This window comes from Lactobacillus helveticus (assembly GCF_046109915.1).
Lineage (GTDB): Bacteria > Bacillota > Bacilli > Lactobacillales > Lactobacillaceae > Lactobacillus > Lactobacillus helveticus.
Genome location: NZ_CP151471.1, coordinates 1,655,337 through 1,674,896, shown reverse-complemented (window position 1 = coordinate 1,674,896; position 19,560 = coordinate 1,655,337). Strand labels below are relative to the sequence as shown.

Below are 19,560 nucleotides of genomic sequence, written 5' to 3'. Positions count from 1 at the left end.
TATAAATAAAAAATTACCAAACAGTTTTTCACGTGATCCTAAATAGTTTTTTACTGTTCACTATTTATTACGCAAAAAAGTTTGATAATTTTTTTAAAACTTCAAATTTTTTGATTTTTTAATCAATTACTCATTATCATCATTGTCATCTTCATCATCAACTTGATCTTGATCAGCTTCAGATGGAACAATGGTTAAACTTGCAACTTGACTATCATCGTTAACCTTGATTAAGCGAACACCCATGGTGCTACGTCTAGTTTGAGAAACATCCTTAGTCTTAAAGCGAATCATAATACCATCGGTAGTGATAACCATGATGTCCTTGCCCTTGCTAATGACAATTACGCTAGCAAGTGGACCATTCTTTTCAGTGATATTAGCAGTCTTGATACCTTTACCACCACGGCCCTTAACTGGATATTCTGCAGCCGGAGTACGCTTACCATAACCCTTTTCAGAAATGACTAATACCTGGTCGTCTGCGTCTAATACGCCTGAACCAACTACATAGTCATGATCACGTAAGTTAATTCCGCGAACACCTGCAGCAGTTCTACCCATAGCACGAACATCATTTTCGTTAAAGGTTACTGCATAGCCTAAATGAGTACCAATTAAAATGTTTTGCTTACCGTCAGTAGTAAGGACATTGCTTAATTCATCCCCATCACGCAAAGTAAGAGCAATCAAACCACTATTTCTAATGTTTGAAAATTCACTGACATGAGTGCGTTTTACGGTACCCATCTTAGTGATGAAGAATAAGTAATTATCATCTGCTCCTTCTGGAACGTTGATTACAGTTTGTACCTTTTCGCCCTTTTCAAGTTGAAGCAAGTTAACTACAGGCAAGCCTTTGGCCATACGACCATATTCTGGAATCTCATATGCTTTCTTTGAGTAAACTTTACCAGCATTAGTAAAGAACAAAAGCATGTCGTGAGTACTTGAGTAAATTAGGTGTTCAATGAAGTCGCTATCTTGAACGCCCATACCCTTGATACCTTTACCACCACGGTTTTGGGTCTTAAATTCTTGAATTGGCATTCTCTTGATATAGCCATTATGAGTTACAGTCAAAAGAATATTTTGCTTTTCAATTAAATCTTCGTCTTCAATTGAAACAACTTCACTAGCACCGATTTCAGTTCTACGCTTATCACCAAAACGTTTTTGAATATCTAATAATTCATCGTAAATGATCTTATCGATTCGTTCAGGCTTAGCCAAAATATCCTTGTAGTCAGCAATCTTAGCTTGCAATTCTTTATATTCGGCTTCAACCTTGTCTCGTTCCAAACCGGTTAAACGTACAAGACGCATATCCAAAATTGCTTGAGATTGCTTATCATCAAGACCAAAACGACTAATTAAAGTTGCTTTAGCAATATCACTTGAATGACTGCTACGGATAATATGAACAATTTCATCGATATTATCTAGAGCGATTCTTAAACCTTCAAGAATATGAGCTCTAGCTTCAGCCTTGGCTAATTCGAACTTAGTTCTACGCGTTACAACATCTTTTTGGTGATCCAAGTAGTATTGCAACATTTGCTTCAAAGTTAAGTAGTGAGGTGCACCGTCAACAATGGCAACCATGTTCATGCCGAAGTTGGCCTGCATTTGAGTTTGCTTGAATAAATTATTCAAAACAACACTCGCACTAGCATCCCGGCGAATATCGATGGTAATTCTCATACCAGTCTGGTCAGATTCATCGCGAACACCGGTAATACCATCAATGATCTTTTCACGAGCTAAATCTGCAATCTTTTTAACTAATTCAGCCTTGTTGACCATGTAAGGAATTTCGCTAACGATAATTCTTTCACGGCCACTCTTTTCAGTTTCAATGTTGGTTTTAGCACGAACAACGATATTGCCCTTGCCACTTTCATAAGCACGGTAAATTCCACCGCGACCCATGATAATACCACCAGTTGGAAAATCAGGACCTGGAATAACTTTCATCAAATCCTTAGTAGTCGCATCAGGATTTTTCATCAACATATGCAAACCGCTAATTACTTCACTTAAGTTATGAGGTGGAATGTTGGTTGTCATACCAACAGCGATACCATTAGCACCGTTAATCAACAAGTTAGGAATTCTAGCTGGCAAAACTACTGGTTCATTTTCAGTATCATCATAGTTTCTTTGCCAGTCGATTGTATTTTTGTTGATATCACGAAGCATTTCCACAGCGATTTTACTCATTCTTGCTTCGGTATAACGCATTGCGGCTGGTTCATCCCCGTCGACGGAACCAAAGTTACCGTGACCGTCAACTAGCATGTAACGATATGAAAAGTCTTGTGCCATGTGAGCCATAGCTAAATAAATTGATGAGTCACCGTGTGGGTGAAACTTACCCATAACTTCCCCAACAATTCTGGCACTCTTCTTATATGGCTTATCAGGTGTAACACCTAATTCGCTCATTCCGTAAAGAATACGGCGCTGTACAGGCTTCAAACCATCACGAACATCAGGCAAAGCACGAGCTACGATAACTGACATTGCATAGTCCAAGAAAGAACTACGCATCATGCTAGTTAAATCGACGTTTCTAATTCTACGATCTTGGGTTTGATTATCGTCCATCTAACCTCTCCTATGCATCCAAATTTTCAACATATTTAGCATTCTTTTGAATAAAGTCACGTCTTGGAGCAACTTCATTACCCATTAAGAGTTCAAAGACTGCATCTGCATCCTTGGCATATTCAGGACTTACTCGATCCAAACGTCTATTTTCTGGATTCATAGTAGTTTCCCATAACTGCTCTGGGTCCATTTCACCTAACCCCTTGTAACGCTGTACAACAGGCTTAGGACTTGGCTGCAAACTACCTAAGTAATCATGCAATTCCTCATCAGTATCAAGATACTTAATTACCTTGCCCTGACGGACTTGGTACAGAGGTGGACGAGCGATGTATACATATCCTTTTTCAATCATTGGACGCATGTAATTGTAAAACAGCGTCAAAAGCAAAGTTCTAATGTGAGCACCATCGACATCGGCATCAGTCATAATAATCAACTTATGATAACGTGCTTTAGACACATCAAAGTCCGCACCAAATCCTGTACCTAAAGCTGTAAACAAAGATCTAATTTCTTGGTTGGCCAAAATTCGATCCATTGAAGCTTTTTCAACGTTTAAAATCTTACCTCTGATTGGCAAAATGGCTTGGGTTAAACGAGATCTACCTTGCTTAGCTGAACCACCGGCTGAGTTACCCTCAACGATGAATAATTCAGAAATACTTGGATCATTGCTTGTATTATCGGCTAATTTACCTGGCAAGTTTGCAATTTCCAAACCAGACTTTTTACGAGTAACTTCACGTGCACGCTTAGCAGCGGTTCTAGCACGTTCGGCAAGTTGACCCTTTTCCACAATTTTGCGTCCAACTGATGGGTTTTCCATTAAGAAGCGACTAAAGGTTTCAGAGAATGACTTATCTACTGCTGTTCTAGCATCTGAGTTACCCAATTTTGTCTTAGTCTGCCCTTCAAATTGAGGGCTGGGGTGCTTAACTGAAACAACAACCGTCATCCCTTCACGGATGTCTTCACCAGAAAGGTTATCATCCTTGTCTTTTAAGATTTTTGCCTTATGAGCATAATCATTTACAACACGAGTCAAAGCAGTCTTGAAGCCGGCTTCGTGCATCCCCCCTTCATAGGTATGGATATTGTTGGCAAAGGTCATTAAAGTAGTTTTGTAGCCATTTGTATATTGCAAAGCAACTTCCACGTCAATGCCGTTATATGTGCTTTCGACATAGATAGGTTCATCAAATAATACTTCCTGCCCCTTGTTCAAAAAGGCAACGTATTCTTTAATACCACCTTCGTACTTGTATACATCGGTTTCGGCACTATCTTTACGCTTATCTGTAAAAGTAAGTTTCAATCCCTTGTTTAAAAATGCAAGTTCACGAATTCTATTCTTTAAGATCTTGTCATCGAAAGTAGTAGTTTCAGTAAAAATGTCAGGATCTGGATAGAAATGAACAATAGTCCCATGTTGATCAAGTGGCACAGTACCAATCTGCTTCATTTCATCCTTAACGCGGCCGTGATCAAAATCGATGAAATACTTTTTACCGTCACGCATGACAGTTACATCAAGCTTGGTGGACAAAGCATTTACAACAGATGCACCAACACCGTGAAGACCACCTGATACCTTATATCCGCCACCGCCGAATTTACCACCGGCGTGAAGTACAGTAAATACAGTCTCTAAAGCTGGACGACCTGTCTTTTTTTGAATATCTACTGGGATACCACGACCATCATCTTGAACAGTAACACTACCATCCTCATTAACAGTAATTTCAATCTTGGTAGCAAAACCAGCAAGTCGTTCATCAATACTGTTATCAATAATTTCCCACACTAAGTGGTGCAATCCCTGAGAACTAGTCGAACCGATATACATACCTGGTCGCTTACGAACAGCCTCCAGGCCGCCTAAGACTTGAATTTGACTGGCATTATACTTGTCGGCCTCTTTTTCATATTTTTTGACCTTATCAAGATTTTTCTTTGAATTATCAGCCATTTAATTCTCCTTCTCAAAACTAATTTTGCCTGATTGAATGTGGTACACACGCGGCTTCTTAATTATTTCCCAGGAAATTCCCTCTAAATATGTCGTAGTAATAAAGGTTTGAGTTTTCCCATGAATATAATTAAGCAGTGCACTTTGACGAGTGTGATCTAGCTCACTCATCACATCATCTAATAACAACAACGGATATTCATCAGTTAATTGATGAACCAGTTGAATTTCCGCAAGCTTCACACTTAACGCAATAGAACGTTGCTGTCCTTGCGAAGCATATAAATGTGCGTTTTTGCCATCGAGTTTAAACTCAATATCATCTCGATGCGGTCCTGACGTTGTAGTACCCTTCCGCATTTCAACAGCTTTATTACGTTCAAAGTTTGCTAGTATTTTTTGATAAATCTCTTCAACAGTATCATCTGCCTCAATAGTAGAAACAGATGGGTGGTAAGCTATTGCTAGCTTTTCACCACCCAAACTGATATGTGCATATGCATCGCTGGCATAGTGACTTAAATAGCGCAAAAATTTAAAGCGCCGAAAAATCACTTCCGCTGCAATGCCTGCAAGTTGATCCGATAATACATCTAAAAAGACTTGATCTTTTGTTTTTCCTTTAGCAAGTTGCTTTAGATAATTATTTTTCTGAAGCAAAACTTGGCGATACTTACTAGCAAAGTATAAATATTCCGCATTTATCTGTCCGAATTCTTGGTCCATAAACCTTCTCCGCAAAGCCGGAGCACCCTTTATCAACTCCAAATCTTCTGGAGAAAATAAAATAGCATTAAGCTGACCAACATATTTCGATAACTTAGCTTGCTCAACACGGTTTATCCACACTTTTTTACCCTTTTGGGTAATCAGAACGCGCAAGGTTAAATCAACCTGACTTTTTCGCACATGACCTAGCAAATTTGTGTATTCTCCACCAAAACCAATCAGCTCCTTATCTGAATTGGTTCGATGAGATCTAGTCAAGGCTAAAAAATAAATTGCTTCCAAGAGATTGGTTTTCCCCTGTGCATTTTTGCCAATAAAAATATTGACGTTAGGATCAAAATCGATATCAAGCTTCTTCAAATTGCGAAAATTTTGAACTACGAAATGATCAAGATACATTAATCTTCCCGCCGAAATTCATATTCCTGTCCATCAACTAGCAGATGATCTCCAACGCGAATTTTTTTACCTCTACGATTCTCAAGTGCTCCATTTAAAGTTACTGGATTATCCTGGAGATAAAATTTAGCTTGTCCACCTGATGAAACAATGCTTTCTTCTTTAAGGAATTGCCCTAAAGTTATACAGTCGCCAACAATTGTAAAATATTTGATGATGCTCACCTTCAATACTCTTTTTACCTATATAATTATATTAGTTTTCAGGCCAAATAACAAACTTAAAACGCTATTTAAGGCGTTTTCTGCGGTTTTTAAGTAAATAAACTGATCACACTTATTCAGAATAAAAAATACGAGAACGTCGATTTTTAGCTTTTAACAGAAAAGCAAATAAAAAAACTGCCCATTTTTAGGGCAGTTTTTTATCACCTAAATATTGTGTACTCAATTAGTATGTTCTAACTGGAGTGATTAATTGAACAAATTCAATATCATCTTTACCTGGATTGATGATGAATGGACGAAGTGGTTTAGTAAAGCTCATTACCACTGAATCAGTAACAGATGCTCTAAGGGCATCACGCATGTAATCAGGGTTAAATGAAATTTGTAAATCGTTTCCTTCCAAATTTCTAAAGCTTACGTCTTCTTCCACATTCCCAATTTCTGCAGACTTACCAGATAATTTTGCAGTTTGATTTGCAGTATCCAAAGTTAAGGTTACTACGTTATTGCGGCCTGCGTGAGTTAACAAACTTGCACGTTCAAGCGCACTGGACAATTCTGAAATATCAAATTCAACACTAGTAGTCTTTTCAGTTGGAATTAAGCGATCCGTATCTGGGTAATTGCCGTCAAGTAAGCGTGAATAGAATGAAAGATTGCCAATTACAAATAATGCTTGATTGTCTCCAGGACAAATCTTTACTTCTGGATCTGTTTCACCAATAATTCTGGCTAATTCTTGCAAACTCTTACCTGGAATAATCAAATCGGTTTCTGCTTGAGGTCCGTTTTCTAAAGCAATGGTTCTTTGTGACAAACGGTGCGAGTCAGTTGCGACTGCTTTAATGTTAGTTGGATTAAAGAAGAACCGAACACCAGTCAAAATAGCTCTAGTTTGATCATTTGAGGTAGCGAATTGAGTTTCATTGATAATTTCACGGAAAGTTTTACCAGAAATAGTAAATGCAGCATTGTCAGGAATTTCTGGCAAACGTGGATAATTATTTGCATCTAACCCATTAATTGTAAATTCACTATTTTCAGATACGATTTGAGTTTGGAAACTTTCTTTTACTTCAAATGAGAAATCTTTACCCGGCAATTTTTTAACGATTTCACTGAAAAATCTAGCAGGTAAAACAATTGAACCTGTAGATTCTACATTTAAATCTTCATTTACAGGTATTTTAATTTCAATGGAAATGTCTGTATCGCTACCAGTTAATGTTAAATCAGTATCTGTTAAATCCAATTTAATACCACTAAGAATTGGAATAGTTGCTCTTGAAGAAATGGCTCGCATCACATTATTCAAGTTTTCGATAAACAGATTACGCTTAATTGTAAATTTCATTGTTATCCTCCTAAGTTACTTTATATTAATTATATATTTAATTAGTAGTAGTAGGGCCTGTGAATTTTGTTGAAAACTCATTAGAAGCCTTAAAATAACGGAATTAGAGCGGTTAAAAACTATGTGTAAAACTCTGAAAGTTATCCACAGTGGATAACTTAAAGCTAGTGTTCAATCATTTGTTTTAAATCAAATACTGCACTTTTTATTTCTGTATCTGTTTTTATCTGCTTGTCGATTTTATCATAGGCATGCATTACTGTAGTATGATCTTTGCCGCCAAATTCTTGTCCAATTTTTGGCAAACTAGCATCAGTTAATTCTCGAGATAAGTACATCGCTATTTGCCGTGGTACTACAATCTGCCGTACACGCTTTTTACCCTTTAATTCAGCAGTTGAAGTTTGGAAATAATTTGCGACGACTTCTTGGATCTTAGATATTTGCAAGCCCCGATTTTTTTGTACTAATTTGAGATCAACTAGAGCTTCTCGTGCTAGGTTGACGTTTATATCTGCCCTTTCAATAGTTGCGTATGCCTGAACTTTAACAAGAGCACCTTCGAGTTCTCTAATGTTAGTGTCTACTTGAGAAGCAATATAATCTAAAGTATTGTCATCAATGACTAGGCCTTCTGCTTCTGCCTTTCTTCGCAAAATTGCAATCCTGGTTTCAAGATCCGGAGGTGTAATTTCAACCTGTAAGCCCCATGTAAATCGCGAAACTAAACGCTCTGATAGATCAGGAATTTCAGTTGGCAGACGATCACTCGTCATTACAATTTGCTTTTGATCATTATATAAAGTCTCAAAAGTATGGAAAAATTCTTCCTGAATACCCTCTTTTTTGGCAAAAAATTGAATATCATCAACTAGCAGCAAGTCACAAGTCCTGTATTTTTCGCGGAATTGGTCTTGCGTTTTATTTTTTATGGAATTAATAAAATCGTTAACGAAAGTTTCACTCTGTATATAGACTACTTTTGCATTTGGTCGTTCAGCGAGCATTTGGTGACCAATCGCTTGCATTAAGTGAGTTTTTCCAAGACCGACTCCACCAAAAATAAATAATGGATTATAAAAACTACCAGGACTGTCCGCTACGGCTAATGCAGCACCGGCAGCCAATTTATTTCCTTCACCTTGAACGAAATTGTCAAATGTATATTTTTCATTTAACTTCAAATTTTTAGTAAATTGCTTGGGTGCTCTTTTTTCTTGTCGTAATTGAATAGCATACCTAGGTTCTGGAGTAACGATTCGCTCAGGGCTGTCGTTATTTTCGTTTATTTGGAATACAGGTAGGATTTCCATTCCAGCATATCCATAGGCGGATTGAATTAACTGTGAAGAAAGATTTTTTTCCCAATATCCTTTTGTTACAGGATTTTGAACTAAAATTTTCAATTCGTGTGTATTTTTATTGTAAGAAATAGGTTTAGTATTTTTAAACCATGCATTATAAGCAACTTCATTAAAACGAGCTCGCATTTCATCGTTAAAATGTTGCCAAAATTTTTTAATGTCGAACAATGTGCATTCCCCCAATAGTAAAAAGCACATTAAGTGTATCATTTTATATAAAAGTTTTCCACAAGAGCAAAAGTAATTAACATGATTAACAGCCTGTGGATTATTTTAATATTAATATGCACATTTTGACATGGTTAAATTTAAAATGTTGCTTTATGCACATCTATGCTGTGGATTACTTTTGCTATTGTATCAGTATTTAAATACCATTACCATATGCGTTATCCACATGGTGTGAATTATTTTTTAAACACCCTGTGGGATGTGGAAAAAACTGGGAATTGATCTGTGAATTTCTTTTTTTGTGAAAAATAATAATTTTTTTATCCACATAAAAAATCCTTATTTTTGATTTTGTTTTTAAGCATGCAGATGTGCTTTTTTAAATAAATACTTGGTTTTTGCGGCTATTCGTGCTATTCTTAATAAGAAATTGTGTATTTAGCACAAAGATTTTATGGAGGTGCAGTTTACAATGACAACTAAGAGAACTTACCAACCTAAGAAGCGTCACCGTTCACGTGTTCATGGTTTCATGAAGCGTATGAGCACATCAAATGGCCGTAAGGTTTTAGCAAGACGCCGCGCAAAGGGTAGAAAAGTCTTATCTGCTTAAACCACTGAATCCCAGTGGTTTTTTTAGTCTACATAGAGTGGAATGAAACGTTTTGAGAAAGTCTTATCGAGTAAAATCTGAAAAAGATTTCCAGCAAGTTTTCGAGTCTGGTAATTCAGTAGCCAATCGTGCTTTTGTCATTTATAAGGTAGAAAAACCAGAAAATAAACATTTTCGGGTAGGTATTTCTGTCGGCAAAAAGGTTGGTCATACTGCAGTTGCGCGTAATCGACTCAAGCGTTATATTCGGGCCGTAATTGATGAAGAGAAGTTGGAGATTGATCCCCAAGTTGATTTTTTAATCATTACACGGCCTTATGCTCGTAATTTTGATATGGTCAAAGTACGAAAAAACTTGCTTCATGCATTAGCTTTGGCTCATATTATTGAAGAAATGCCAGATGAAGTTGAGGAAAATTAGATTGAAGGACATTCTGACCAAGAGAAATGTCAAACGTCTTCTTGCCGTTTTAGCTTTGATTACACTTGCTGTCGTTTTGACAGGATGTGCGGCTCAAGGTACAAACGGTCATGTTGCACCAGTTTCACATAACAGTGGAAATTGGTGGGACAGATGGATTGTTTATTACATGTCAGCTTTCATTTTGTGGTTAGCTAAGTTAATGGGCAATAGCTATGGATGGGCAATTATTGTCTTTACCATTATTATTCGTGTGATCTTGTTGCCTTTGAATGCTATTTCTATTCGAAGCACAACAAAGATGCAAGACATTCAACCACAAATTAATGAGTTGCGTAAGAAGTATCCAGGACGTGACACTGAATCAAGGACACTATTACAACAAGAAACTAACAAACTATATAAAGAAGCAGGAGTAAATCCATATACTGGATGTTTGCCTGTTTTGATTCAATTGCCTGTTATGTATGCTTTGTATGGTGCGATTTTACGTACACCACAGTTGCAAACTGGTCGCTTTTTATGGATGGATTTGAGTAAACCGGATCCTTATTACATAATGCCGATCTTGGCAATGGTTTTCACTTTCTTGTCTACCTACATTAGTCAGTTAGCTACGCCTAAGTCAGCTCAAAATGGGATGACCAAGGTAATGACTTATGGAATGGCGATCATGGTAGGTGCAATGGCATTGAACTTCCAATCAGCTATTACTCTTTACTGGGTTATTTCCAACTTGTTCCAGGCAGTTCAAACCTTTATCTTGCAAAATCCTATTAAATTTAAGAAAGAGCAAGAGGCTAAGGCAGAAGCTGAACGTGAGCGTAAGCGTAAGATAAGAAAAACTTACAAGCGTTTAGGACGCAAAAAGAGATAAAAGAATATCAATCTAAAATGATTTTTAGATAAAGTAGTCAAAGTGCTTTATCCATCATGTTTATTCGTGGTGGTATAATGCACTTTTTTTATTGAAAAAAGGTGAAATTATGGCTCAAACTTTAACAGAGTTCGATACAATTGCTGCAATTTCAACCCCTATTGGCGAAGGCGGAATTTCCATTGTGCGGATGTCGGGTGAAGATGCAGTAAAAATTGCTAATGAAGTTTTTAAAGGTGCAGACTTAACTAAAGTACCAACGCATACCATTCATTACGGTCATATTGTTGACCCTGATACTGATAAGACTATTGACGAATCAATGGTTACAGTATTGCGTGCGCCTAAAACTTTTACACGTGAGGATATTGTGGAAATCAATTGTCACGGTGGGATCGTAGTTACGAATCATATTTTGCAGCTTTTATTAAGTCATGGCGCACGTATGGCCGATCCAGGTGAATTTACAAAACGTGCTTTTGTTAATGGCAGAATCGACTTAACTCAGGCTGAAAGTGTGATGGATATTGTTCGTGCTAAAACGGACAAGGCACGTCAAGTTGCCGTCGGCCAACTTGCTGGGGGTCTTTTACATAAAATCCAAGCAATGCGCCAAGAAATCTTAGATACTCTAGCTAATGTGGAAGTAAATATCGATTACCCAGAGTATGATGCGGATGCCGTTACTGCTAAGCAAATGGCTGACACAGCTAAATCAGTGATTAAGAAAATCGATCGACTATTAAAAACGGCACAAGAGGGTAAAATCTTGCGTAACGGTCTTGCAACTGCAATTGTGGGGCGGCCTAATGTGGGTAAGTCATCACTGCTTAACTACCTGACTCAGAGTGATAAGGCGATTGTAACCGATGTGGCCGGAACCACGCGAGATACACTCGAAGAATATGTATCTGTAAAAGGTGTACCTCTAGAATTAATTGATACTGCTGGAATTCACCATACGGATGATAAGGTTGAAAAAATTGGAGTAGAAAGATCGAAGAAAGCTCTCGATCGTGCGGATTTAGTACTTTTACTGATTGATGCTAGTCAAGAATTGACTGCTGAAGATAAGGCCTTGATTGAAGAGACTAAGAATAAGAAGAGAATTATTGTCTTGAATAAATCTGATTTAGGACAAAAGATAACAGTCGATGAGATGAAAAAACAAACTGGCAGTGATGTTATTTTAACTTCGATTTTGAAGGAGAAAAATCTTGATAAATTAGAAGAATTAATCAACAAATTATTCTTTGCAGGCATTGAAAATTCTAATGATCAAGTAATGGTTACTAACCAGCGTCAAACATCACTTTTAACTAAGGCTAAAAAAGAATTGCAAGATGTTGTACAGGCAGTTGAAGATGGCATCCCAGTTGATATTGCTCAAATCGACTTTACCGGGGCTTGGGACACCTTAGGTGAAATTACTGGTGAAAGCGCACCTGATGAATTGGTAACGCAATTGTTTAGTCAATTCTGTTTAGGAAAGTAGGGAAGAGAATGATTAAAACATATGATTCAAATGAATATGATGTAATTGTTGTTGGAGCAGGTCACGCAGGCTGTGAAGCAGCATTGGCAAGTGCACATATGGGGCAAAAGACCTTGCTTGTGACTATTGGTTTGGATATGGTTGCATTTATGCCATGTAACCCATCAGTTGGAGGCCCTGCTAAGGGTACCGTTGTCCGTGAAATTGATGCTTTAGGCGGACAAATGGGTAAAAATATTGATGCTACATACATTCAAATGAGAATGTTAAATACCGGTAAAGGTCCTGCTGTGCGTGCACTTCGTGCGCAGGCTGATAAGTGGCAATATCATGAATATATGAAGGATACAATTGAAAATACGCCTAATTTAACCTTGCGTCAGGCAATTGTAGATCAATTGGTAGTTGAAGATGGCGTCTGCAAAGGTGTAATTACCAATACTGGAGCTAAATATCACGCTAAAAGCGTTGTGCTTACTACTGGTACCGCAGCACGTGGCAAGATCATTATTGGTGAACTTACTTATTCTTCAGGTCCTAACAACACAACTCCTTCAATTAAGTTGTCAGAAAATCTAGAAAAGCTTGGTTTTAAGCTTCGTCGTTTTAAGACTGGTACGCCTCCACGTGTTAACGGCAATACGATTGATTACTCTAAGACTGAGGAAGAGCCTGGCGATAAGACACCTCGTCATTTCTCATATGAAAGTAAAGACGTTGATTATTTAAAGAATCAAATTTCTTGTTGGATGACTTACACCAACAACGGTACTCACGAAATTATTAGAGAAAATCTTAATCGTGCACCTATGTTTAGTGGAATTATCAAGGGCGTTGGTCCACGTTATTGTCCTTCTATTGAAGATAAGGTGGTTCGTTTCGCTGATAAGGATCGTCACCAAATTTTCCTTGAACCAGAAGGCAGAACTACTAAGGAAGTTTATGTGGGAGACTTTTCAACTTCAATGCCAGAAGAAATCCAATTAAAGATGGTTCACTCAGTTGCCGGACTTGAACACGCTGAAATGATGCGCCCAGGTTACGCAATTGAATATGATGTAGTTGAGCCATGGCAATTGAAACATACCCTTGAAACAAAGAACATCAAGCACTTGTTTACTGCAGGTCAAATGAACGGTACCTCAGGTTACGAAGAAGCTGCTGGACAAGGCCTTATCGCCGGCATTAACGCAGCTCTCAGTGCACAAGATAAGCCTGGCTTTACTTTGGGCAGAAACGACGCCTACATCGGTGTTTTGATCGACGACTTAGTAACTAAGGGTACCAATGAGCCATATCGTTTGCTTACTAGTCGTGCAGAATACCGTTTGATCTTGCGTCATGACAATGCTGATTTGCGTTTGACTGAATATGGCCATGAACTTGGCTTGATTTCTGATGAACGTTACGAAAAGTTCGAAGAAAAGAAGCAAGCTATTAGGGATGCAAAAGAAAGATTACATGAAATCACAGTTCATTTAAGTGATGATGTGCAAGAATTTTTGAAGAGCATTGGTCAAAAACCAATGAAGGCTGGAGTTAAGGCAGATGTATTTTTACGTCGTCCTAACGTGAAAATTGCAGATATTGAACGTCTCACTGGTGAAAAGATTCCTGGTGATCGTTACGTCAAGGAACAAGTTGAAATTGGCATTAAGTATGCTGGCTACATCAAGAAAGAAGAAACCAGAATTGCTCGTCTGAAGAGACAAGAAGCTAAGAAGATTCCTGCAGATATTGATTATGAGATGATCGAAGGCTTAGCAACTGAAGCAAGACAGAAGTTTGAAAAGATTCGTCCTGAAACATTAGCTCAGGCTGAAAGAATCTCAGGAGTAAACCCCGCTGACTTGGCAATTTTAAGTGTATATATTCAAAACGGACGCTATTCTAAGGTTAAAAAATAAATAATATGAAAAAAGGCATAATTGATTTACTCAATTATGCCTTTTTTGCTTGGAATTAAATAATCATTAGTCAAAATATCCCGGGTAATAAAAAAATTTATTAATTTTTTACTATAAGTAAAAATAAATGTATATGAAATAAATCCTTTTTAGTATAATAATGTTCATGAAATCACAATGGAAAGCGCTACCGATGAGTGACATATAAGTAGAAATTTATCTATCTTTGTGAAATGATTATTTTTAAAAAGCACTTTCATCTGCATAATAACAGCATTTGTAACGCTTTGAAAATATGAATAAATGTGTTTTAATACATTATGAAAAAAACAAAAGATTAAGGAGATGAACTTTATAATGACAAAAATTAATGGTTCTGATGCAATGCTTAAAGTTATTTATGATTGGGGAATTGATCACATCTATGGTTTCCCTGGTGGTTCATTCGACTCAAGTATGAATGCCATCTATGACTTCAGAGATAAGATGAAATTTATCGAAGTACGTCACGAAGAAGCTGGCGCACTCGCTGCTTCATCAGAATACAAAGTAACTGGTAAGTTAGGCGTATGTTTTGGTTCTGCCGGTCCAGGTGCTGCACACTTATTTAATGGCTTATACGATGCTAAATATGACAAGTCACCAATGGTAGCAATCGTTGCCAACGTACCAACTAGCAAACAAGATATTGATTTCTTCCAAGCCTTTGATGAAGATAAATGGTTCTTAGATGCTAGTGTATGGTGTGCTTCAGCTAAAACTCCAGAATTAATTCCAGTATTAACTGATGAAGCAATTCGTCAAGCTTATGAAAGAAAAGGTCCAGCTGTTTTGATTATTCCTAAGGATTACGGCTGGCAAAAGATCGAAGATAACTTCCGCGTGAACAAGGATGCTCATCCTAAGGCAAATTACCCAGCTCCAACTAAGACTTCAGTTGATGAAGCTGTTAAGCTTTTGAAGGAAGCCAAGAATCCAGTTATGTATATTGGTGCTGGTGCAAAGGATGCTGGTGAAGAAGTTAAGGAATTCGCTGAAAAGTTCAAGACACCTATTATGTCTTCATACTTAGGTAAAGGTGTTGTAGAAGACGAATTCCCAGCATACTTAGGTACTATTGGTAGAATTGGGCCTAAAGCACCTAATGAAGTTCAAAAGTATACTGACTTAGTTGTTTGGGTTGGTAACAACTCACCATTCTCATTATTATGGTTCCCTAAGGATGCAAAGGTTATCCAAATTGATGTTGATGCATCTAAGTTTGGTAAGCGTCACGCAACTACTGTTTCAATGTTAGCTGACGCTAAGAAGTCTCTTCGCGCTATTATTGATGCTGGTGAAGAAAGAACTGAATCACCACTTTATAAGGCTGCTATTGTTGACCGTGAGAACTGGGATGCATGGGAAGACAGCTTCAATAATTCAGATCAAATGCCAGTTCGTCCAGAACCAATTTGGGACGTAATTAACAAGAATGCTGATGACGATGCTGTCTTTGCCATTGACGTTGGTAACGTAAACGTTGACTCATGTCGTCTTTTGAAATTACATGATGATCAAAAGTGGACTACCTCAGGTCTTCACGCAACTATGGGCTATGGTGCTCCAGCTGCACTTATGGCAGCAACAGTTTACCCAGACCGTGAAGTTTGGAACTTAGCTGGTGATGGTGGTATTGCCATGATGAACCAAGAATTATTGACTATGTCACGCTACAACATGCATGTTTTGAATGTTGTCTTCACCAATGAAACTTTAGGTTTCATTGAAGCTGAACAAGTTGATGAATCTAACCAACCATTGTCAGGTGTAAAGCTCCCTGACAACGATTGGGCAAAGGTAGCCGAAGGTATGAATATGAAAGGTGTAGTTGTTCGCACCAAGAAAGAATTCGAAGAAGCTGTTGATGAATTCAAGAAGATGGATGGTCCAATGTTGATTGACATCAAGTACACTCACAACATGCCTTACTCAACTGAATTGAATTCACTTAATGATCCTGCATTCGTTAAGAAATACGAAGCAGAAGATTTGAAGCCATTTAGTTACTTTGCAGAAAAGTATGGCTTGGAAGCTGATGCTGCAACAGGTGCATCTCAACATGAAGAATCAGAACCGGAAGAAGCTCCTGATACAGTTTCTGGTGCATCACAACACTAATTTTGAAAGATGTTTTAATTCAATTGACCAAAAAGCGAGATATTTATCTCGCTTTTTGTATGGAGATATTTCCTAGGAAATATAATATTTTAGTTTCGCTTTTCTTCGTCTAAAACGTATAATAAAGTTTGATAAATTGTAATTAAATGGAGGATATTTAAAGATATGCAACAATTCGGCGTTATCGGTTTGTCCGTTATGGGTAAAAACCTCGCTTTAAACGTTAGAAATCACGGCTTCTCAGTTTCTGGTTTTTCAATTGATAAACCAGAAGTTGATGCTTTTGCAAAATATGAAGACGATAAGTTGAAGCCATGTTACACATGGGAAGAATTTGTAAATTCACTTGAAAAGCCACGCAAGATTTTGATTCAAATTATGGCTGGTGATCCAGTTGATCAAACTTTGCAAAAATTGCTTCCATTATTGAACAAGGGCGATATTTTAATCGATGGTGGTAACTCAAATTACCACGATACTAACCGTCGTTACCACGAAATGGAAAAGCATGGCATTCACTTTATTGGTATGGGTGTTTCCGGTGGTGAAGAAGGTGCCCTCAATGGTCCTGCTCTTATGCCTGGTGGTGATGAAGCAGCTTATGAAAAGGTTGCTCCAATTCTTGAAGCTATTGCAGCTAAGAACAAGGAAGGTAAACCATGTGTAAGTTACATGGGTCCAGAAGGTGCTGGTCACTATGTAAAGATGGTTCACAATGGTATCGAATATGGTATCATGCAAGAATTCTCAGAAGTTTACAACTTGCTTCGTGACGTTGCTCATAAGAGTGACGATGAAATGTCCGCAATTTTTGACAAATGGAACCACGGTAAGGTTGAAGCATACCTTAGTGAAATTACTTCTAAAGTATTAGCTCAAAAAGATGATTTAACTCCAGATCACGTTATCGATCATATCTTGAACGTTGCTTCATACAAGGGTACCGGTAACTGGATGCTTGAAGATGGTGTTGCGCTTGGTGCTCCAGTAACTGTTGTAGCTGAAGCCGTTATGGCTCGTTTCATGAGTAAGCAAGCTCATTTGGCAGTTAAGAGTGGTATTAAGCCTACTAAGTTTGAATACAAGGGTGAAATTCCTGATGATTTAGTTGATGAATTTGAAAAGACTTTGCAATTGGCTCAAGCTGTCGCATACGCACAAGGCTTCCAACAATTAACTATGGCTGCAGAAGCTTACAATTGGGATTTGCGTTACAAGTCCATCGCCCAAGACTGGGAAGCAGGCTGCATCATTCGTTCCGCAATGCTTAAGGATATCGAAAATGCATATTCAAAGGGCAACAAGCTGATGAACTTGTTCCAAGATGACTACTTCAGAAAGCTTATGGAAGAAAACCTTCCAGCATTAAGAAAGTCAGTTGAATTTGCTACTAAGGCTGGCGTTCCGACTCCAACTTTGAGCGCAGCTCTTAACTACTTGGAATCAATCTTTAACCCAGATTTACCAGCAAACCTTATTCAAGGTCAACGTGACTACTTTGGTGCACATACTTACCAAAGAAATGACCGTGAAGGCACATTCCACACTGAATGGTATGAAGAAAAATAATTAATCTGTTTCACATGAAACCAAAAACCAGCTAAATCTTAGCTGGTTTTTATTGTACAATAGAGTTTGTCGAAATTGTTCAATTAAAGAGAGGATTATATGAAAGACGAGGGAAATAAAACCAATATAAAACTACTTTTACAAGCATTAGTAGTTGGTATTTTTACTGGTATAGTAGTTGGACTATTTAGGTTTGGAATTGAAAAAACGTCAGGCTTTTGGCTGCATTTGTTTCAACTAGCTCATAGTAATCCACTATGGTTCATTGTGATTATTATAGGCTTTATCGCAGTAGCCGTAATTGCAGGCTATTTTGTAAAACAGTATCCGCATGTGGGAGGATCTGGTATTCCTGAAGTAAAATTGCAGCTTCAAGGGAAGTTATCTCTGCAGTGGTTCCCAATCTTATGGCGTAAGTTAATAGGGGGTATTCTGGTAATTGGTACAGGTCTGTTCTTAGGACCAGAAGGCCCTTCATTACAACTGGGTTCAACTATTGGCCAAGGTGTTGGCCAAGGTTTCAAGCAGAATAAGCTTAATTCACGAATTTTATTAGCAACCGGTGCTGCTAGTGGTTTGTCTGCAGCATTTGGGGCACCTCTTAGTGGAGCCCTATTTGTACTAGAAGAAGTTTTCCATAATTTTTCTCCACTTGTTTGGATGAATGCTTTAGCTGGAGCAATCGCATCAAACTTTGTAGTGTCTAATATATTCGGTATTCGGCCAGCACTTGGAATCTTATATAATTATTCATTCCCAATTGTGCTCTATTGGCATTTGATTATTTTAGGGATCTTATTAGGTGTTCTAGGTCATTTATACAAAGTCGGATTATTTAGTTTGAAAAAAGTTTATGCAAAAATCACGTTTTTACCACGCTGGCTACATGGTTTAATACCTTTAGCAATCTTAATTCCAATAGCTTACTTTTGGCCATTGATTACAGGTCCAGGTAATCGCTTGATTTTGGCAATGCCACATATAATTACCAAAAGTGGATGGGGCTTAGTTGGAATGTTAGCCTTTTTCTACGTTATGAGAATTGTCTTTTCAATCGTAGCTTATGACTCTGGTTTACCAAGTGGTATCTTTTTGCCAATTTTGACTATGGGTGCCTTAATTGGTGCAACTTATGGCTTGTTCATGGTTCAGCTTGGGTTATTGCCTCAACGTTTAGTAGTTAATTTAGTAATCTTCTCGATGGCAGGGTATTTTGCCGCAATTATCCGCGCACCATTTACTGCAATTATTTTGATCACTGAAATGGTTGGCTCATTGTTGCACTTAATGCCTCTTGCTGTTGTTGCATTTATTGCCTTATTAGTTGATGAACTTCTTGGCGGCAAGCCTATCTACGGCCTTTTAGCAGCCGCTATGGACAAGCATAGCGATCGTAAGGTTAACTATACTGGTCAAGCTGATCAAATGGTTCTGCCAGTCTATGAGAGCTCTAGATTAGTTGATAAAAAAGTATCGGAAATCAAATGGCCTGAAGATACGCGTGTAAGTACTATCCGCCGGGATGGGGATGAAATTATTCCTAATGGTCAGACCGTTATCCGCGGTGGTGATATGTTGATTCTGGAATTTGATTCAAGTCAACGTGGTGCAGTTTATAGTAAGATGAAACAACTGCAGGGCGTTGAGCTTGATGGTTAATGAAATTAAGTGACATCAATAGATGCCGCT

14 protein-coding genes are annotated in these 19,560 nt (G+C 37.9%); 8 read left to right on the top strand and 6 right to left on the bottom strand.

What is annotated here, in order from left to right; translation table 11 throughout:
* Positions 1-126 precede the first annotated feature (126 nt).
* The 6 genes from gyrA to dnaA form a co-directional block, all read right to left on the bottom strand.
* The gene (gyrA, locus tag AADV52_RS08490; protein WP_014917986.1) at positions 127-2,610 is read right to left on the bottom strand and encodes a DNA gyrase subunit A; all 2,484 of its coding nucleotides are present in this window, start codon (positions 2,608-2,610) and stop codon (positions 127-129) included.
* A gap of 10 nt (positions 2,611-2,620) precedes the next feature.
* Positions 2,621-4,585: a DNA topoisomerase (ATP-hydrolyzing) subunit B gene (gene gyrB, locus AADV52_RS08485; protein ID WP_014917985.1), complete on the bottom strand. Its 1,965-nt coding sequence runs from the start codon at positions 4,583-4,585 to the stop codon at positions 2,621-2,623.
* A complete protein-coding gene (recF, locus tag AADV52_RS08480) occupies positions 4,586-5,713 on the bottom strand; it encodes a DNA replication/repair protein RecF (protein ID WP_014562759.1) in 1,128 nt (375 codons plus the stop codon).
* A complete protein-coding gene (yaaA, locus tag AADV52_RS08475; RefSeq protein WP_014917984.1) occupies positions 5,713-5,937 on the bottom strand; it encodes a S4 domain-containing protein YaaA in 225 nt (74 codons plus the stop codon). Before yaaA ends, recF begins: the two co-directional genes overlap by 1 nt.
* A gap of 226 nt (positions 5,938-6,163) precedes the next feature.
* Positions 6,164-7,294 (bottom strand): DNA polymerase III subunit beta, encoded by a 1,131-nt coding sequence (gene dnaN, locus AADV52_RS08470; protein ID WP_014917983.1) that lies wholly within the window; start codon positions 7,292-7,294, stop codon positions 6,164-6,166.
* Positions 7,295-7,458: 164 nt separating this feature from the next.
* Positions 7,459-8,826 carry a chromosomal replication initiator protein DnaA gene (gene dnaA / locus AADV52_RS08465; protein WP_014917982.1) on the bottom strand — a complete coding sequence of 456 codons (1,368 nt, stop codon included), beginning with the start codon at positions 8,824-8,826 and terminating at the stop codon, positions 7,459-7,461.
* Positions 8,827-9,301: 475 nt separating this feature from the next.
* Here dnaA and rpmH point away from each other — a divergent pair, with 475 nt between their 5' ends.
* From rpmH to AADV52_RS08425, 8 genes are all read left to right on the top strand, one after another.
* Positions 9,302-9,442 carry a 50S ribosomal protein L34 gene (gene rpmH / locus AADV52_RS08460; protein WP_003549412.1) on the top strand — a complete coding sequence of 47 codons (141 nt, stop codon included), beginning with the start codon at positions 9,302-9,304 and terminating at the stop codon, positions 9,440-9,442.
* Between the two features lie 52 nt (positions 9,443-9,494).
* Entirely contained in the window at positions 9,495-9,863 is a 369-nt protein-coding gene (gene rnpA, locus AADV52_RS08455; protein WP_003624919.1) for a ribonuclease P protein component, read from the top strand.
* A complete protein-coding gene (locus AADV52_RS08450) occupies positions 9,844-10,740 on the top strand; it encodes a YidC/Oxa1 family membrane protein insertase (RefSeq protein WP_041808875.1) in 897 nt (298 codons plus the stop codon). Before rnpA ends, AADV52_RS08450 begins: the two co-directional genes overlap by 20 nt.
* Positions 10,741-10,849: 109 nt before the next feature.
* The gene (gene mnmE, locus AADV52_RS08445) at positions 10,850-12,235 is read left to right on the top strand and encodes a tRNA uridine-5-carboxymethylaminomethyl(34) synthesis GTPase MnmE (protein WP_014919669.1); all 1,386 of its coding nucleotides are present in this window, start codon (positions 10,850-10,852) and stop codon (positions 12,233-12,235) included.
* An 8-nt stretch (positions 12,236-12,243) separates the two neighbouring features.
* Positions 12,244-14,142 (top strand): tRNA uridine-5-carboxymethylaminomethyl(34) synthesis enzyme MnmG, encoded by a 1,899-nt coding sequence (mnmG, locus tag AADV52_RS08440; RefSeq protein ID WP_014919668.1) that lies wholly within the window; start codon positions 12,244-12,246, stop codon positions 14,140-14,142.
* Between the two features lie 357 nt (positions 14,143-14,499).
* The gene (gene spxB, locus AADV52_RS08435; protein ID WP_014919667.1) at positions 14,500-16,302 is read left to right on the top strand and encodes a pyruvate oxidase; all 1,803 of its coding nucleotides are present in this window, start codon (positions 14,500-14,502) and stop codon (positions 16,300-16,302) included.
* A 165-nt stretch (positions 16,303-16,467) separates the two neighbouring features.
* Positions 16,468-17,871, top strand: coding sequence for an NADP-dependent phosphogluconate dehydrogenase (gndA, locus tag AADV52_RS08430; RefSeq protein WP_014919666.1), 1,404 nt, complete (start codon positions 16,468-16,470; stop codon positions 17,869-17,871).
* A 99-nt stretch (positions 17,872-17,970) separates the two neighbouring features.
* A complete protein-coding gene (locus AADV52_RS08425; protein ID WP_014919665.1) occupies positions 17,971-19,530 on the top strand; it encodes a ClC family H(+)/Cl(-) exchange transporter in 1,560 nt (519 codons plus the stop codon).
* Positions 19,531-19,560 lie beyond the last annotated feature (30 nt).

Excerpts from the sequence above, each read along its gene's own strand:
- gyrA (WP_014917986.1), bottom strand. The coding sequence starts at position 2,610 with ATGGACGATAATCAAACCCAAGATCGTAGAATTAGAAACGTCGATTTA.
- gyrB (WP_014917985.1), bottom strand. The coding sequence starts at position 4,585 with ATGGCTGATAATTCAAAGAAAAATCTTGATAAGGTCAAAAAATATGAA.
- recF (WP_014562759.1), bottom strand. The coding sequence starts at position 5,713 with ATGTATCTTGATCATTTCGTAGTTCAAAATTTTCGCAATTTGAAGAAG.
- dnaN (WP_014917983.1), bottom strand. The coding sequence starts at position 7,294 with ATGAAATTTACAATTAAGCGTAATCTGTTTATCGAAAACTTGAATAAT.
- rpmH (WP_003549412.1), top strand. The coding sequence starts at position 9,302 with ATGACAACTAAGAGAACTTACCAACCTAAGAAGCGTCACCGTTCACGT.
- AADV52_RS08450 (WP_041808875.1), top strand. The coding sequence starts at position 9,844 with ATGAAGTTGAGGAAAATTAGATTGAAGGACATTCTGACCAAGAGAAAT.
- mnmE (WP_014919669.1), top strand. The coding sequence starts at position 10,850 with ATGGCTCAAACTTTAACAGAGTTCGATACAATTGCTGCAATTTCAACC.
- mnmG (WP_014919668.1), top strand. The coding sequence starts at position 12,244 with ATGATTAAAACATATGATTCAAATGAATATGATGTAATTGTTGTTGGA.
- spxB (WP_014919667.1), top strand. The coding sequence starts at position 14,500 with ATGACAAAAATTAATGGTTCTGATGCAATGCTTAAAGTTATTTATGAT.
- gndA (WP_014919666.1), top strand. The coding sequence starts at position 16,468 with ATGCAACAATTCGGCGTTATCGGTTTGTCCGTTATGGGTAAAAACCTC.
- AADV52_RS08425 (WP_014919665.1), top strand. The coding sequence starts at position 17,971 with ATGAAAGACGAGGGAAATAAAACCAATATAAAACTACTTTTACAAGCA.